The organism is Silvibacterium dinghuense, assembly GCF_004123295.1.
Lineage (GTDB): Bacteria > Acidobacteriota > Terriglobia > Terriglobales > Acidobacteriaceae > Silvibacterium > Silvibacterium dinghuense.
This window is the reverse complement of sequence record NZ_SDMK01000002.1, coordinates 386,306-402,485: the sequence shown is the minus strand read 5'-3', so window position 1 is coordinate 402,485 and position 16,180 is coordinate 386,306. Positions and strand designations below refer to the sequence as shown.

At 55.5% G+C, this 16,180-nt stretch carries 13 protein-coding genes, 1 tRNA gene and 1 pseudogene; 8 read left to right on the top strand and 7 right to left on the bottom strand.

Features of this window, described 5'->3' with window-relative positions; all coding sequences use genetic code 11:
• Positions 1-82: 82 nt before the first annotated feature.
• Positions 83-763 (bottom strand): SDR family NAD(P)-dependent oxidoreductase, encoded by a 681-nt coding sequence (locus tag ESZ00_RS10890; protein WP_129208280.1) that lies wholly within the window; start codon positions 761-763, stop codon positions 83-85.
• A gap of 88 nt (positions 764-851) precedes the next feature.
• Between ESZ00_RS10890 and ESZ00_RS10885 the strand changes: the two genes are divergently transcribed.
• From ESZ00_RS10885 to ESZ00_RS10875, 4 genes are all read left to right on the top strand, one after another.
• Complete coding sequence (locus ESZ00_RS10885; RefSeq protein WP_164981466.1) at positions 852-1,469, top strand: TetR/AcrR family transcriptional regulator; 618 nt, start codon at positions 852-854, stop codon at positions 1,467-1,469.
• Positions 1,470-1,706: 237 nt separating this feature from the next.
• Entirely contained in the window at positions 1,707-2,648 is a 942-nt protein-coding gene (locus tag ESZ00_RS10880) for a LysR family transcriptional regulator (protein WP_129208278.1), read from the top strand.
• A 126-nt stretch (positions 2,649-2,774) separates the two neighbouring features.
• Entirely contained in the window at positions 2,775-3,035 is a 261-nt protein-coding gene (locus ESZ00_RS20555; protein WP_476749592.1) for a helix-turn-helix domain-containing protein, read from the top strand.
• A gap of 71 nt (positions 3,036-3,106) precedes the next feature.
• Positions 3,107-4,114, top strand: coding sequence for a tyrosine-type recombinase/integrase (locus ESZ00_RS10875; protein WP_129208277.1), 1,008 nt, complete (start codon positions 3,107-3,109; stop codon positions 4,112-4,114).
• 106 nt (positions 4,115-4,220) lie between these two features.
• Here the strand turns inward: ESZ00_RS10875 and ESZ00_RS10870 are convergent, their stop codons facing one another.
• Positions 4,221-5,048 (bottom strand): hypothetical protein, encoded by an 828-nt coding sequence (locus tag ESZ00_RS10870; RefSeq protein ID WP_129208276.1) that lies wholly within the window; start codon positions 5,046-5,048, stop codon positions 4,221-4,223.
• Positions 5,049-5,594: 546 nt separating this feature from the next.
• Positions 5,595-5,682, bottom strand: a tRNA-Leu gene (locus ESZ00_RS10865).
• Positions 5,683-6,447: 765 nt separating this feature from the next.
• Here ESZ00_RS10865 and ESZ00_RS20485 point away from each other — a divergent pair.
• Entirely contained in the window at positions 6,448-6,606 is a 159-nt protein-coding gene (locus tag ESZ00_RS20485; protein ID WP_129208275.1) for a TetR/AcrR family transcriptional regulator C-terminal domain-containing protein, read from the top strand.
• A gap of 46 nt (positions 6,607-6,652) precedes the next feature.
• Here the strand turns inward: ESZ00_RS20485 and ESZ00_RS10855 are convergent, their stop codons facing one another.
• The 3 genes from ESZ00_RS10855 to ESZ00_RS10845 all read right to left on the bottom strand — a co-directional run bounded on the left by ESZ00_RS10855 (position 6,653) and on the right by ESZ00_RS10845 (position 12,573).
• Positions 6,653-8,128, bottom strand: coding sequence for a hypothetical protein (locus ESZ00_RS10855; RefSeq protein ID WP_129208274.1), 1,476 nt, complete (start codon positions 8,126-8,128; stop codon positions 6,653-6,655).
• A complete protein-coding gene (locus ESZ00_RS10850; protein ID WP_129208273.1) occupies positions 8,128-10,578 on the bottom strand; it encodes a patatin-like phospholipase family protein in 2,451 nt (816 codons plus the stop codon). The genes ESZ00_RS10855 and ESZ00_RS10850 overlap by 1 nt, the downstream gene beginning before the upstream one ends.
• Positions 10,579-11,541: 963 nt before the next feature.
• Positions 11,542-12,573 carry an NAD(P)H-quinone oxidoreductase gene (locus tag ESZ00_RS10845; RefSeq protein ID WP_164981465.1) on the bottom strand — a complete coding sequence of 344 codons (1,032 nt, stop codon included), beginning with the start codon at positions 12,571-12,573 and terminating at the stop codon, positions 11,542-11,544.
• 372 nt (positions 12,574-12,945) lie between these two features.
• Here ESZ00_RS10845 and ESZ00_RS10840 point away from each other — a divergent pair, with 372 nt between their 5' ends.
• Positions 12,946-13,869: an NADP-dependent oxidoreductase gene (locus tag ESZ00_RS10840; RefSeq protein WP_204520201.1), complete on the top strand. Its 924-nt coding sequence runs from the start codon at positions 12,946-12,948 to the stop codon at positions 13,867-13,869.
• An 89-nt stretch (positions 13,870-13,958) separates the two neighbouring features.
• On the opposite strand, the pseudogene ESZ00_RS10835 reads toward ESZ00_RS10840, so the two are convergent.
• Positions 13,959-14,952: pseudogene (locus ESZ00_RS10835) on the bottom strand (IS481 family transposase).
• A 62-nt stretch (positions 14,953-15,014) separates the two neighbouring features.
• Here ESZ00_RS10835 and ESZ00_RS20315 point away from each other — a divergent pair.
• Positions 15,015-15,236, top strand: a complete 222-nt coding sequence (locus tag ESZ00_RS20315; protein WP_308419064.1) for a helix-turn-helix domain-containing protein — start codon at positions 15,015-15,017, stop codon at positions 15,234-15,236.
• Positions 15,237-15,324: 88 nt separating this feature from the next.
• On the top strand, positions 15,325-16,176 hold the full coding sequence (locus ESZ00_RS10830) for an integrase core domain-containing protein (protein WP_229741189.1): 852 nt from the start codon (positions 15,325-15,327) through the stop codon (positions 16,174-16,176).
• Positions 16,177-16,180: the final 4 nt, after the last annotated feature.

The window sequence follows — 16,180 nt, the reverse complement described above, 5'->3', positions numbered from 1 at the left end:
TTATGACAGGTATCTGGTTTATGAGAAGAAGGGATGGGAAAAGGCGTTCAGAAAAGTCTTCGGCCCAACTCTGAAAGACTGCTCATCTCCCGAGCAAGTAGCCGACCTGATGATCGAAAACTTCTATGTCTTCGATAAGTTCTTCCTGAGTCTTACCCAAGGAAGACGCATTTGAAGACGAGTTGGGGTGTGCAGCTGCAAGAGCCGCTTGAAAGACCATTGGTGTGACCTCGGAATCTGGGTTGTGAACTCTAGCTACGGTTCGGTCGCCCTCGAAGTATTTGGCAGCGAACTCCGGCAGGTCGGTGTACTTGAACATGGGTACTCCCCCACGCGCAGGTTCAGCACCGGCGATAACGATTCGCGCGTTGGGACTCAGCAGGCTTGCATTGAGCAATCCGACAGTCAACTGATGATGCCCAATGAGCGGAGCCTGAGAAGCTTCGACGCCCGCCGCCGTGAGCACGCGTTGCTTATAAGGAACCAAGCCTGCATTAAGCAAAAGGAAATCAACTGGCCGACCTTGTTTGACCAAGGCGGCGACGGCAGAGTCGACGTTGGTTGGATCGTTTAGATCAAGTTCCATCGGCGTGAAGATTTGCTTCTTGGTATCCGCTGCGAGCTGAACGGTCGCTTCCTTGATCTGTCGCAAGCTGCGCCCAGTGACGATGACCTCGCGGTAGCCCTTGGCGGCGAGCAAGCGGGCCGCCGCATAACCGAGCCCGGAAGTAGCCCCGGTGACGAGAGCAATCGAATGTTTCATTGCGCTAACTCCTGTATTTACTGCCTTGCAGCGTTACATACGCGAGAGTACGATACTCATGAAGGCAATGCAAGGAGTTTCGTACGCAATGGTAACTAATATTGAAAAGCGCCCACCGGGACGTCCAAAGGGCTTCATTCCCGATGAAGCACTAGACCGTGCCGTGGAGATGTTTTGGGAGCATGGGTTCGAGGGCGTGGACGTGGAACGGATCGCGCGAGCCGTGAATGTCACCAAGCCCGCGCTGTACAGAGCATTTGGAGACAAGTCCACCCTGCTGCTAAGGGCCGTCGAGCGCTATGCGCTGATCTATGGAGCTCCTAAAATGGCAGCGTTTCTAGCGGAGCCAGACATCCACAAGGCCGTGACCGCATTTTGCGAGGCAACCGTGAACACCGCCACCGGCGACGCTCGCAGCGGCTGCATGTTGGCCGCTGCTGCGCTGGGACATTCGGAACGGGTGACAGAAATCCGTTCTTGGCTCGCGAATGGCTTCACAACAAACGCTGATGTCTTCGCGAAACGCTTTGAGCAGGAAGCAAAGGCGGGTCGTCTGACCCGTACGCCCTCTGCCAAGGTCCGTGGCCGTCTGCTCGTTGACTTGCTGCAGGGTGTACAGCTTCGCGCCAAGGTTGGCATCTCTCGCGAGGAATTGCTGAAAGATGTCCGAAGCTATGTGCCATTGATTCTCGGCGAGCAGACGTAACACCACTCTCGAGGAGGCGTCCGTACGACTGCGAAATCGCTGAGGCACTCACCGAGGCCCGACTAGTGATGAGAAGTCGGCTTGTCCACATCGGGTCTGTCGTTGAGCAGCTTCACGAACATAGAAGAAACGTTCGCTAAATGCTGCTCGTTAGGCGTTCCGAGCTCGCAGCTTTCAGATGCACCTGCAGCATTGATCGTTGAGCTTGCAAACGATGCTTTGTAGGAGTCGCAACACTTGTCACTGCCTGATATTCGACACCAGGTCGCCGCAATAACGCTCGCCGAGGAACTCAACTTCACTCGCGCTGCGGAGCGTCTGCGAATCACACAACCAGCCTTAAGCAAGCAGGTTGCTGAGCTTGAAAGCCGTCTCGGGTTTGCGGTTTTTAGCAGAATTCAAAAGCGAGTGGAACTGACACAAGCAGGCAATGTATTTGTTCGCGGTTGCAAGGACTCTCTGGCAATTCTTGAGAAGGCTGTTCGTATCGGAAGGGTGACGCAAGATGATGTTCAACCACTCGTTTCGATTGGTCATGGGCCGTATATAAGTCCGCCTTTCATTGGTGATCTTCTCGCCGTTCACTTACCGCTCTATCCCAACCTGAGACTGCGGATAGAGACCATGTTTTCGCAGGAACTTGTGCATGGAGTTCTGTCAGCAGAACTCGACCTGGCACTCCTCGATGAGGCGCTCGATAATCCTCTTCTGACGCTGGTATCGCTCGCGACGAAGCCGCTACATGTACTGATGTCGGCGGATCACGCCGCTGCGCAGAAGCACAGTGTTGAACTCTCGGATTTTAGGAATGTGGGTTGGATGATGTTCCCGAAGCGTTCAAACCCAAGCGCCTATGACAAACTGCAGGAAGCCGCCCAGCGAGAAGGCGTAGTCCCCGTCGAGTTGCATCACTACATGACCCCGCAAGAGGTCGTACAACTCATCGCCGAGAACTTCGGGGTGGCGTTCATGGCGATGGGAGTCGCTCAACAGATTGCGACCCGGGACATAGTCGCGCGACCGCTTTCCTCCTCTACGCTACAGATAACGACTTATCTGGTGCTACGCGCAGACCAATCATCACGCCTCGTTAACGAATTCGGAAGGGCTCTAATCAGACGGATTGTCCCCAAGCCTCAGCAGAACGACTCCGCAGGACAACTGATATTGAATATCTAGCTCGGAGCCACTATTCCCGATTGGAATAGCAGACATACCAGATGGAATTGGACGCATGGATTGTCTATGGTCAATCCTTTCCTCCAAGAGCGGAACCTCGAAAGCTAACCCGCGCCAGGAGAGGATATGCCAGTTGAAGAACCAGTTTCGCAGAACTCTTTGCCACAGAAGAAGCGGCCTGTTCGTGCATACGTTGCTCCCCAAGACAAACTTTTGGTGGGGAGAGATGAAGCCGCCGAGATGCTCTCGATCAGTCCGCGTGCAATCGATTATCTCGTAGCCACCCGTCAGCTAGACACTCGGCGAATCGGCACTCGCGTGCTGATTCCAACCGCCGAACTGAGACGCTTCTCCCGTTCGGACCATCCTGAGAGACTGGCTGGATAAGAGCCTTGGTGGCTGTAAAATAGGATTGGATGATTTGCTAAATCCTACGAAACAGTCACCAGAGGTTTGGAATGCGTGGAGTCTTCGAAAAACCTGTAGGAAGCGGGATCTGGTGGATTAACTACTATGCCGATGGCAAGCGCCGACGAGAAAAGGTCGGAGCAAAAGCGGCGGCCAATAAGCTCTACCAGAAGCGTAGAGGCGACATCATCTCGGGTCGAAAGTTGCCGGAACTGCGAGACTCGCGGGTCCTGAGGTTGTCGGAATTGATCGATGATGCCTTGGAGTATGTCGCCGATCACAAGGACTTTCGAAGCTATGTCAGCAAGGCTGGCATCGTGCGTGAAGCATTGGGAAAACACCCGGCGAACGAGCTAACGCCTCAGGAAATCGAGCGTTGGTTGCGCAGTCGTTGCAAAACCCCAGCGACTGCAAACCGCTATAAGGCGTTCATCTCTCTCTGCTACCGAGAGGGTGTTCACAACGGCAAGGTGACCGTCAATCCTGCTCGCTTGGTTCGTCATCGGCGCGAGGGTTCGGGCCGACTGCGGTTCCTGAAACGCGAAGAATACGACCGCCTCTACAAAGTGATCGGGAAGAAGTTTCCTGAACATCTACCTGAGTTCATCATCTCGGTAAACACAGGGATGCGTCTGTCGGAACAGTATTCACTGACGTGGGGACAGGTCCATCTTGATCGGCGCACGATCGACCTCATCGAGACCAAGAACGGTTCCGCTCGAACCGTCCATCTCAACGACGACTCTGCCTCAGCATTCGAAAGCCTTCGCAGGAAGGGGCAGAAAGCCACCGATCCTATCTTCGTGAAGCAAGGGCCACGCTTTGATACACGGTCATGGTTTGTGCCCAGTCTGGAAGAAGCTGAAATCGAAGATTATGTTTGGCACTCGAATCGCCATACGTTCTGTTCCTGGCTTGCGATGGCTGGTGCTTCCATCAAAGAGATTCAGGAGCTCGCGGGTCATAAGACGATCACGATGTCTGCACGCTACAGCCATCTTTCGCCAGAACATCGTCTCTCGGTGATTGATCGGATTTCTTCCAGACCATCCGAATAGTCATGGGACTGCTTCGAGGTTCCCGTACGGGAATATTTCGGTGCCGCATTGGCTGATCATGGCTCCTTGTTCCCGTACGGGAATAAATGAGACAAGCGTCACCGTCTCACTCCAGGTCGTGCGGTGATGTAGGACGGCCAAGCTTGCGATAGTGTTCGAAGAACTGGTTCAAGCCTCGTGAGGTCGGGTCAAGGTCGGTTGCGACCGTTCTTGCCCACTTGAGCCACCGGTCTGCGTAGGCAGCCTCTGTGGGTGGTTCCGATTCGATCTTGCGCTCTACCTGTGCGATCAATCGATGAAGTGCTTCGGCCTTGGCCCAAGCCTCTAGGTCTTCATCAAGCTTCTTCAACTGGGCAGCGGCTCGTCGCTGCTGATCCTCACTCTGTTGTTCAACTTGCTGCTTCCTGGCAAGCCTCTCCGCCCTTTCCGCTAATTCCACCGCGGCGGTACGCAAGCCGTGCAGGATGATGCCCAACTGGCTTTCAAGCGATTCCTTCGATCGATCCGAGAAGGTTGGTTCACTGCGTATGGCCAGGTATTCCCGGATCTTGAATGAGAGCCGCCCTGACGGGCGAAATTCAATCATCGTTGGTGAGGACCGTGTGCCCTTCGAGATGACACGGGCGGCCTCTTCGAAGACCGTGAACTTGACTCTCTGACGTTGGATCACGATTTCAAGCCCGCTATCGTACCCCGTTCCCGGGAGTACGAAAGAGTATCCGCGATCCTCGGCCGCCTTGAGGAAGGCATCGACGAAGAGGAGCACACGCGGTATTGAACTAGGCGCAATCTTCACATCGATGTCCTCTCTTGAGGAGCCGATTCGCCCATAAGAATCTGGGGTGCGCAGAGCGAAGCTCTTCCGCAGTTGAAGCGTGAAGCGATGGGGCGACGACAACACACCTGGCACAGGTACCGGCGTGGGATCCGCCATCTTCAGTTCAGAAGCCCACGTCCTCCCCCGGCCTGGCTCGGCCTGGACCGTTTGTGGCACGCCCCGTCCCCGGGACGGAAGAGGCGGTTGGGTTAGCTTCTGACCCGCTGCGACACGAGCCCAGTAGCCTCTCTCCGGGACCGGGATGTCCATCCTGCGGCAGATCTTTGCCAGCGCAACATCCGAGAGCCCGTGACGCTTGGACACCTTCGTCATTGCCTCGGACCACACCTCGGCATACAGTTGGTCTCGATCGAGTGTGTGAACTTTTGCCATGCCGGTACGCTAACAGGAAGAGAGCACGCCAGGCGTGATTGATAGGAGGATGTTCTATCGATCACTTTCGTGGTTGAGATTGATCGATAGGGTGCGAAGAAAGAGTTGGCACGGCGACGATTTCGGCAAAGTCGGAAGCACACCGTTGCACAGAGACGCATGGAGGCTGAAATGGAAAAAGAAAAAACAAACAGCCACCAAAACAGCCACCAAACGATTTTTGCCTCTCGGTTTTCGAGAGGCAAAATGAGCTTAAGTCTTTTATTTTGTTGGTGCCGGGAGGGGGGGTCGAACCCCCACGACCGCAAGGGTCGGCGGATTTTGAGTCCGCTGCGTCTGCCAATTCCGCCATCCCGGCTTGAGAAGATTGCCTCAGTGAGTATGGCATACGAAAGGCGGTCGTACCAAGTACAGGCCTGCGGTGCGGCATCGTTTCTCCTGGCAAGAGCGTACAGGCTTGTTCATAGCGTCATCGACGAAGACCAGAAAGGAACACGGCTCGGCACGATCTTCCAACCAGCGATCATTCGCTCGGAAGGTCTTGCTTGCGCTTGGTTGGGTACCGCTTGTGGCTATGCGGTCTATATGAACCGAGCATCGATGGGCAGAAGCAACGCTATATTGCAGCCTTATTATGTCCGATTTCTGGTATTTATGGTGTCCGTTGCTCTATGTAAATCATTGTTAGATATGTACTTAATTGGAATTGTTCATGCACTGGCGTTGCGCCATGGAATTGAACTGTTTTGTTGCGCTCGAGTCTCGTGTTCTATGCAATACTCAGAATAGCTGTAGCTGGAAGCATAAGCTGAAATTCACAAACCCATGACCTCGTAAGAGTGCTTTCTTAAGCCCATAGCAGCTAATGGGCAGTCAAAAGGGCTTGTGAAAATAAAGGGAAACCTACCGAAAGGTTGGCTCGCCTTTTGTTATATAGAGGTGTTCAAGCCAGCCTATTCACTAGCTCAACGAGGCTTCACTGTGAATCGATGAGCGCCCGCGTTCCTGCCTTATATTGCGCGTCCGCTTGATCGGAGCTCGATTGGGCATACTGTATACGCAGCTCGCGTGTTATTTTGACGAACAAATCAAATGTGGCCGTATCGCAAGATAAGATTCCAGTTTGATTGCCGAGCACTTCATGAGCCTAGTTGCAGGTGGTCCTATCCGATGGTTTGGACTTGGCTTAAAGCAAAAGCCGCTTGCGCAGGAGGCAGGTAAACATGTCGATGCTGCTGTTAGGGTGATTCTTCGCACATATGCGATTGAGAGCCTGAGGTAATACCCTGACGAACTAGTAAAGCAACCTGGATAGATTCTCGTGATGGCTAGTTATGAGCTTTGGTCCGAATGGTGCGCCACGCCGCCCAGAGGATAGCGCTCACAAGTAGAAGTACGAGGACACTGATGAGGGTGGCGGTCAGCAGTGGATTGGTGCGCTTGATGAGACCCAGGGCGCGAGCCCGCTCGACGCGGAGAATATCGTTGCCGAGCCCCGGGATGAGTATGGCCGCGGGATCGTTGGTGGGAAGTGCGCCAAGCACCCGGTCTACAGCCGGACGAGCGTTGCCGCGGTCATTCGGGATCTGATGGAGCAGGCGGAGAAACTCGCCATCTCTCGGATCGAGATGAAGTTGTGCCGGATCAGCAGGGAAGTACTGGAGGTCACGCGTGAGTGGAAAGAGGATGACGTGATCCTGAAGTCTCTGTTCGAGCGCGGCATTGATATCCTGACAGACTCCCAGTTTGTAGTAGCCGCCGAAGGGGAGCTCGGGATGGGCGAGATGGACAGCCAGGTAGACGCGAGTCGCCTCGGCCAGCAGGTTGATCGCCTCCTCGGCGCGATCACCGGTATACGTGAATGCAACGCGATGCATGACCCACGCCTGATTGAGTGAGTCCATGGTGCGGAACTCGCTCTTACCATCGATGCCGAAGTAGTAGCTGACATCGGCATTGAGGTGCGGACCGCGCACATGAAGTTCATGTTCGGAGTGGCTGACGGGAACAAGCAGGCTTCGTCGCGTGGCGGGAACGGCAATCTGCGAGTCAAGCCAGAAGGGCATCATGACGTCGCGGGCGCCGTCGTGAAGATGGCCGAAATTGGCGAAGTAGAGGTCATCATCGACGGTGACCTGGTAGCCCGAGACTTGCAACTCTTTGATGAGCGCGCCGGGGTCAGTCAGGTTCTGTCCGTTAAGCCGAACGGTGAGTTGCGGACTGTGTGGGGTGTTCAGGGAGAGTCTGTTCAGAACTTCGGCAAGGCGAGTGCTTTCAGCATGCATTGGCGCGAGTGCAGGGTCAGGCCCATCGCCCATTGTGAGTCCAGGCGCGGGATGGCTGACGGCCATAGCGGGATCTTCAGCATAGGTCGGATGGTCGACGGGCTGATCGAGATCGACCGTCGCGGCTTTGCCGGGATCGTAGGCTCCGAGGTCGATGAGGTCTTTCACCGTGAATTGTTTGAAAGAGTCACCGGCTACGCGCATGGTGACGTCGACACTCTTGTTGAGTGCGCCGATGGTGAAAGCGGGGAAGTGGTCTACGCGCTGCCAATCCTTGCCAAGAATGGCGGAGCGCAACAGCTCAACCATGGAGGGGCTGAGCCATCCGCCTATCTTGGGTACAGAGCGCGTAATCTCAAGCACCTTTTCGCGGAATGCGGGTGTTGTGGAGAGACGCTGCATCAGCTCAGATAAGGGAACGGGGCCCTGCGGACCGGCTTGTGCCGGGCGTGCACCTGCCGCGATACCGGCAGCAGTGCAGGCGGCCAGGATGGATAGGTGCAGGAACGCTCGACGCATCAGAAAATCCGCCCGTAGGAAAAGAAGATCTTGCGATGACCGGCATCGCCGACTGATCCGCCGAACTGTATGACTCCGACCGGTGTCGCAGCGAGCCCGGTGAGGACAAAGTCCTGGCGCAGTATGGCATTGTGTTCAGGGCTCCAGATTTCGCCGGCCTCATAGCCAAAGGCAGTATAAAGGCCCTGGCCGGTGCCAAATGGAAGTGCCGAGATGCGATGGAGGTAGCCTGTGCGGGCCAGATAATTGTCGGTACCGCGAAATTCGTCGATCGAGGAAGCGGAGAGACGCAAGGGGCCTCCCAGTGTAAAGCGCAAAGGCTCGGTGACGTTCCTTCGGAAATAAGTGTTGCCTTCCCCGGAGAGCACGATAATGCCGCCCGGCAAAGAGAATGTGCGCGTAGCGGAGAGCTGCAGGAGTGGAGCGGTCGCGCTGTCGACACTGTTGAAAAGGGCGCCTGCTGAGGCTTCGAAACGAGTGCCGCTCGGAGAGATTGTTCCCGACTTGCGCGTGTCGTAGATGAACTGGCCGAGTGCGGTCTGCGCGGTGCCGGAGACCGTAGGTGTACCGTCCTGCCCATCGACGAGATGCCAGCGGATCGTCTGTGCGCGGTATTGAATCGAGGCCTGCATGTTGCGGCTGAAGGTGCGTCCGAAATCGAGACCACCGCCAGCCTGCTGAAACAGACGCTCAGAGATGCGCTGCTGATTCGCCCACAGGTAGACCGGCTCCCGCAGCAGGCCAAGGTGCGGCTGCACGTAGTACCCCGACGGAGAAATCAGGCGATAGTACTCGGTCGATGCCTGGGTGAGGAAGCCAACGCGCAGATCGGTGCGCAGTTCGGAACCAAAGCCGCCAAGGTTCTGATTCAGGAGGCGGAAGTCGAAGGTCGTGCGTGTGACATTGGAGCTATCCGCAGTGATGTTAGCTCCGAAAAGCAGGAAGGGAGGACCGTTGCGCACGGGGCTGAGACGAACGAGAACGCCGGTATCTGGCGCCGATGCCTGAGCTTGATCGGCAGGCGTGGGATTTTCGGAATGAATGTCTTCGGCACCAAGAGTTTCAACGTTGGCCTGGTAGGTCCCATTGCCCTGCACGTGCCTGAGTGCGGTGGTGAGGGTGGCTGCGTCGATGGGCTTGCCTTGGAGTGGCGCAAGATCGGCCTGAACACGGGCCTGTGCGCCGGGGCTGCCGCCCTCGACCTTCACGATATTGAGAGGTGGCGGTGGTGCGCTGATGCGGCTTTGTCGGATCTTCAGATATTTCTGCCATTCGGCATCACTCAGGGCATAGCGTTCGAGCGCGGCGCGGTCGGCTTCCGCGGCTGCGTAGCCAGCGTGAATGAGAGCGGGCGCGGCATCGTAGTCGGCGGTGGAGAACTTACTGGTATCGGCGACGACGAGAATGTTAGCCAGCGCTTCGCCCGCCCGCTCTGTCCTAGCGGTGCCTGCTGAGTAGGCGCGGGTAAAGACCCCGACGATGGAACTGACGTCGGCGCTGGAAAAGCTAGTGCCTTTCAGGTGCACACCGATGACGACATCGGCCTGAAGATCCTGCTTGACGATATCGGTGGGCAGGTTGTCGAGAATCGCTCCGTCAACAAGGTAATGATCGTTGTATTCGACAGGAGCAAAGACGCCGGGGATGGAGATAGAGGCACGCACCGCCTGAGGAATCGGGCCGCCCTCGAAAACGACGGGCTGCAGCGTGTTGAGATCCGTGGCGACGCAGCGGAAGGGGATGGGTAGCGCGTCGTAGCGGAGTTCTGTCTGGTCATAGCGATCGAGATTCGTGCGCAGAAAAGAGACCAGACCTGAGTCGGTCAAGGCAGAGTTGCGTATGCTGGGGCCGCCCTTCAAGCCGATCTCGATACCCTGGGGCAGTTCGCTGCGGTCCTCCCGGCGACGGAAGCTTACGTCGGTATAGGGCACCTCGAGATCGAAGACGCTCTTAAAGGCGTCACTCACCGCTATTTTCTGAATTTCTGACGGGCTTTTACCTGAAGCATAGAGGCCGCCAATGAGCGAGCCCATGCTGGTGCCAGCGATACGATCGACCGGGATGTGGTGTTCTTCAAGCCATTGCAGCACGCCGATGTGCGCAAGTCCAAGCGCCCCGCCGCCCTCAAGTGCAAGCCCGATGACGGGACGTCCGGCGGGCGAAACGAGGGGAAGCAGATGGAGATCGACCGGCGCGTGTCCCGTCTTAACCTGGGCGCTATTGACGTTGGATGTGGCACTGGGTTCGCCGGAGTGGGGATAAGGAGCTGGCTTAGAAGGCAGATCGGTCTGCTGCGTGAGCGAGGAGTTGGCCTGGGTCTGTGAGCTTGACTCCGTTCCGGGCTGCAGGAGAGGTGGAGCAACGGCAGAGCATCTATGCCCCGCTAGCAGTATCAGGGCAACCGCGCCCATCATTCCAAGACGCGAAGACACCACCATCCGTTGATTCAATTCGATCCTCCAGTGCTATCTGAAACCCGCGAAGCAGGCGCCGGCTCTTTTGGCTTGAGTGCCCAGATCGACTGCATCAGACTCGACGCCGCGAACTGAGATTGATTGCGACTTGACATTGATCTTAGGCTCATCTTACGCAAAATCCTTGAATCTCCGATGGGATTCACCACGGACAAGAAGCGCAATTGGGAGATATAGTTGACTTCCTGTTACTGATTGTCGGAACAAACAGACAAGTCGCAGAAGACTGGCCTTTATAGTCGTTTGTTCCTATGGCACTATTTGTTCTGCGATAGACGAAGTGCGGAAAGCATGATGTGGACTACTTCGTCGCGAACCCGCGGATACTTTTCGGGGTGGTGCAACAAATGTGTCGCAGCAGCATGCATGACGCCCGATAGTAGATCCCATACGAGGGAGCTGTCCTTGCGGAAGACACCCTCGTGGGTGCCAGCGTGCGCGATGTGGACGAAGCATTTACGGATGCTGGACAAACTGGTTGACATTGTCCCGTGATCGAAACTCATCCGTGTGATGATGTGCCCGATGATCGCGCGGTGGTTGCCATTGGCAACAGTGTCGAGAATGATGTCGACAACAGTCGCTATTCGCGTTTGCGCCGGTGCATCTGTGGCGGTTCTTAAACACTCAACGGGCATTCTTGTATACGAAATTCAGTGGTGTCTGCACACGGTATTGCGCCGTGCAAGTGACTTGAAAGTGACATCCTCCATTCATGGGCGCGCTCATTGAGGACGTAAAGATTCAATGCAGGATGATTGCCATTACTGCAGCAAACGGAAAGCTGGATCAACCCATGGTGAGATACCTGCTGCAATCGCGCGGGTGCCCCGAAGGACGTCTGTGCCTGCGATAAAGTGTGCAGGCAGCCGAAAGCCGCTGGAGGGATCTGATATCTACTCCAAACCGGTATTGGCTACGTCACAGCTTATAGCGTTCCTAGTGCGTGGGATTCGCAGCGGTGGTAAGCACGATTTTGCCAATGTGCCCGCCTGCGTCGAGCATCTCGTGAGCCTCACGCGCATTTTCGAGGGGGAGAGTCTTGTACACCTGGGGCTTGATCTGTCCCGATTTGATGAATGGCCACACATGCTTTTCGAGTTCGGCAATGATGGCGGCTTTTTCTTCATTGGGTCGAGGGCGCAGAGTCGAGCCGAGGTGTACGAGACGCTTGGTCATCATCGGCCATAGATTCAGGTCTTTTGCCGGGCCCTGTAGGGCGCTGATCTGCAGAATACGGCCATTCATTCCTGCTGCGGCAAAATTGCGTGCTACGTAATCGCCGCCAATGATGTCGAGGATGATATCCACGCCTTTGTTGGCGGTGAATTCCTCGACCTTGGCCACGAAATCCTCTTTTCGATAATTGATGGCGTGGTCAGCCCCGAGCCTCAGGCTTGCCTCGCGTTGCGCATCGGACGAGATAGTGGTCATGATGTTCGACGCACCCATTGCTTTTGCGATCATGGTTGCGGTGGTGCCAATCCCGGACGCTCCTCCGTGAATGAGCACCGAGTCGCCAGCCTGCAACTGGCCTCGTTGGACGAGGTTGAGCCATACCGTCATGAAGGTTTCCGGCATGGCTGCCGCCTCGATCATGCTAAGGCCGTCCGGCACTTTCATCACGACGGCCTGGTTGGCGACCGCGTATTCCGCATAGCCGCCGCCTGTGAGTAAGGCACACACGAGATCGCCAGTTCTGAAGCTATGTACGGCGGATCCCACTTCGACGACCTCACCCGAGACTTCCAGACCCGGGATATCCGATGCGCCCGGGGGAGGATGGTACAGCCCCTTGCGCTGAAGGACGTCAGGTCCATTTACGCCTGCGGCATAAACACGAATCAATACTTCATCGGCCGCCGGTTGAGGAACAGGCCGCTTCGTTGGAACCAGTACATCAGGGCCACCAGGATGAGTGATTTCGATTGCCGTCATCACAGCAGGCGTGTGAAAAGAAGCGTTAGACATAGGGTTCTCCCAATGGATCTGGAGATAATCGGCAAGCGGAACGAGAATACGTTGTTATGGCGAAATAAGTATACGCATGAGTTGCGATAAATTAGTGAACCACTTTCACGTAACTATCCCGTGTCACACTTCTTCCTGTCATCGCCTTCTGAGGGATGAGATAAGCCAGTATCTCTTTCCTGTGGATACGCCGGAAATCGACGCCCGGTGCCGGTGTCCGAACTTGACCACAGCCATGTTATTGGTGGACGATTTGCGAAGATCGGTATGTCTCTTTACGGGCGGCTAGGACAACAGATGCGGATTCCTCATGAAAGGGAACGAGCCATGTAAATCGCCCTGGACAATCTATCGCGGGGGAAGCTCATGAGTATGATGATCCGTTTTCATCAGTTCGGCAGTAACGAAGTTCTCAAAAGCGAAAATCTCGACGTGTCGCAGCCGGACGCGGGCCAGGTGCTGGTGGCGGTGCATGCTGCCAGTGTTAACCCAGTTGACTTCAAAATCCGCCTAGGCAATTATCCGTCCGTAAAGAACGACCGACTTCCCTATACGCTCGGACGGGATATCTCGGGGGTCATTGAGAAGTGCGGTGCTCAGTCCACGCGTTTCAAAGTAGGTGATGCGGTGTTCGGCATTGTCGACATCCACGGAGGCGGCTATGCACAAGAGGCGGTCCTAGATCAGGATGCTATCGCACTTGTACCGAGCGGTATAGATCACATTCATGCTGCGACCGTCCCGCTTGCAGGGCAGACGGCTTGGCAAGGCCTATTCAGGTATGGTCAGTTCGAAGCAACGCAATCGGTGCTGATCCATGGGGGTTCAGGGGGCGTGGGTCATTTCGCCATTCAGTTTGCGAAAGCGAAGGGTGCGCGCGTTCTGACGACAGTCTCAACGGCAAATGTGAGTTTTGCTAGATCACTGGGCGCTGACGTCGTAATTGATTACCAGACTCAACGTTTCGAGGATTATGCGTCGAACCTGGACATGGTGTTTGACCTCGTTGGAGGCGAAACCCGTGAGCGCTCCTGGAGTGTTCTGAAGAAAGGAGGGGTGTTGGTTTCTACTCTGACAGAGCCGTCGCAACAAGAAGCGAAGCAATTCGGCGTGCGTGCGTTGCGATATACGGTCGAGGCCGATGGAGATGAACTTGCCGAGATTGCTCGTCTAATCGCTTCCGGACAGGTAAAGCCTCACATACAGCAGATCTTTCCACTCCAATCAGCAGCTGATGCTTTGGCATCTGTTGAGTCGGGGCATACAGTCGGAAAAATAGTGCTGAAAGTCATTTAGCGATCCAATTTATTAGAAAGCCTGTTCACTGGACTGCTGGCTCCGCAAGTCGGATCAGGTTAGTTTGTATGACTGCGCGCCTGTACCAGCTAGGTGTTTAGTCCCGGCATTTGGTGGATTGGGTTGAGAGTAAATCGGTCCGGGGTCTGAGTCCAGAGTTTGCAGAGGTATTCGTAGGGCGTTAGACCCTTGAGCGTTTTAAGCCTCCTGGCGAAGTTGTAGGCCCTGAGGAAGTCATTCAAGTGCGCTTTGAGTTGTTCGGGGGTGTCGTAAAAGTATCGCTTGACTGTAGCGTCCTTGATGGTCCTGTTCATGCGTTCAACTTGACCGTTGGTCCAAGGGTGGTTGGGTTTGGTCAGCCGGTGTTCGATCCCATGAACCAGACAGAGCCTGTCGAAGGGATGGGCACGGAAGCGGGCAGTTGGTCCCTGACGGTTCCTGGGCAGATCGGCGAACTGGATACCGTTGTCGGTGAGCACGGTGTGTATGCGATATGGAACTGTTCCGATGAGCGTTTCGAGGAATTCTGCCGCAGCTCGCATGTCTGTCTTGTCTACGAGTTCGACCACCGCGAACTTCGAGGTGCGGTCGATAGCTACGAACAAGTAGAGCTTGCCTTCGACGGTCCTGACCTCGGCCAGATCGATGTGGAAGAAGCCAATCGGATACGTGTCGAACTTCTTCCTCCTGGGCTTGTCGCCTTCGACTTCAGGTAGTCGGCTAATGCCATGACGCTCTAGTCACCGATGAAGTGAAGATCGAGTGAGTTGAGGAATCGTAGCCTGCAGAGAGTAGAGACAGTCGTCCAGCGGTAACAGCGTGTGCTTGCGAAACGCAACGACGATAGCCTCCTGCTCAACAGAAAGAACCGTCGATCTCGGAACAGTTACCGGTACGGCGATCGGCAATGGACTGGCGCTTCTTCCACTTGGCCACCCACGCTTGAAGCGCAATGCAATGGAGCGGAAAGGGCGAAGGGCTGCACAAGCGGAGCGCGGAAGCCTGGGGAGACTCCTTGCGCGCGCGAGGGGGCAGCCCCCTGAGCGTACTTAGCACTTGCGTTACAAAACAGACCGGAGACATGCGTTACAGCGAAGCTGAACCCCTATGGTTCACAGCTCCGGTCTTACGCACGAAGATCGTGTATGCCCTGGAAAGTGAGTTGTATTGTGGATCAGCGTTTGCAGTTCTTATCGAGTTATCAGCGGGAAGAGATGTCGCTAACGGATCTCTGTCTAGAGTTCGGGATATCGAGGCCAATGGCTTACCGATGGATCAACCGTTACAAGAAGTGGGCACGGAAGGTCTTCTCGATCTCAGTCGTAGGCCGCACAGTTGCTCACACGCAACAGCAGACGAAATGGTGAATGCCATTCTCGTGTTGCGTGCCAAACATCCATCGTGGGGAGCAAGAAAGCTCAAAGCTCGATTAGAGAAAATCGAGCCAAGCGTTAGTTGGTCGGCTGCGAGCACGTTTGGAAGCATTCTGAGCAGAGCGGGACTCACCAGTCCGACAAAGAAGAGGCGCCGGACGACGCTGACTCCGAACCGTTCTCGGAAGTAACCGCACCAAATCAGATTTGGTGTATGGACTTCAAGGGGTACTTCATGACCGGAGACGGTGCGCGCAGTGATCCCTTCACGATCACTGATGCCCATACCCGCTACTTGATTCGCTGCCAGGTCGTCTCGCGTATGGATTTGAGTCAGGTGCGAGCGATATGTGAAGCGGCGATGCGCGAGTATGGAGTACCCGCACGAGTTCAGACAGACAACGGTGCGCCGTTTGCTGGGACTGGATTGCTAGGGTTATCGAGGCTGTCGTTGGGATGGATGAAGTTGGGCATCCTGCATGAACACATTCAGCCGAGCAAGCCACAGCAGAATGCACGCCATGAGCGGATGCACCGGACGCTCATGGGTGACACCGCGAATCCTCCTGCTGCAACCTTGCGACAGCAACAGAAGCGATTTGATCGCTTTCGTCATGTGTTCAATCACGAGCGTCCTCATGAAGGCTTGAACAATGAGACACCCGGCAGCCTGTACCAGCTGAGTGCAAAGATGTTTCCCCGTGCCATCACGGAATACACCCACTCAGCAGGAATGCACACGAGACGCGTCAATAATAGTGGGGACATCAGTTGGCACAAGGATCGAGTCTTCATTAGCGAAGTCTTTCGCTTTGAAGAAATCGGGTTTGCGGAGGTGCGAGAAACCTTCTTCAAAGTATTTTTTCGAGAAACGGAGATCGGCGAATTCGATGCCGGGACCCTGCGCTTCAGACCAGTAGTGACATACCGATGAAACT

What these genes read in the sequence shown, in the direction of transcription:
- ESZ00_RS10890 (WP_129208280.1), bottom strand. Translation starts at nt 763, where the DNA reads ATGAAACATTCGATTGCTCTCGTCACCGGGGCTACTTCCGGGCTCGGT.
- ESZ00_RS10885 (WP_164981466.1), top strand. Translation starts at nt 852, where the DNA reads ATGGTAACTAATATTGAAAAGCGCCCACCGGGACGTCCAAAGGGCTTC.
- ESZ00_RS20555 (WP_476749592.1), top strand. Translation starts at nt 2,775, where the DNA reads ATGCCAGTTGAAGAACCAGTTTCGCAGAACTCTTTGCCACAGAAGAAG.
- ESZ00_RS10875 (WP_129208277.1), top strand. Translation starts at nt 3,107, where the DNA reads ATGCGTGGAGTCTTCGAAAAACCTGTAGGAAGCGGGATCTGGTGGATT.
- ESZ00_RS10870 (WP_129208276.1), bottom strand. Translation starts at nt 5,048, where the DNA reads ATGGCGGATCCCACGCCGGTACCTGTGCCAGGTGTGTTGTCGTCGCCC.
- ESZ00_RS10855 (WP_129208274.1), bottom strand. Translation starts at nt 8,128, where the DNA reads ATGCGTCGAGCGTTCCTGCACCTATCCATCCTGGCCGCCTGCACTGCT.
- ESZ00_RS10845 (WP_164981465.1), bottom strand. Translation starts at nt 12,573, where the DNA reads ATGTCTAACGCTTCTTTTCACACGCCTGCTGTGATGACGGCAATCGAA.
- ESZ00_RS10840 (WP_204520201.1), top strand. Translation starts at nt 12,946, where the DNA reads ATGATGATCCGTTTTCATCAGTTCGGCAGTAACGAAGTTCTCAAAAGC.
- ESZ00_RS20315 (WP_308419064.1), top strand. Translation starts at nt 15,015, where the DNA reads ATGCCCTGGAAAGTGAGTTGTATTGTGGATCAGCGTTTGCAGTTCTTA.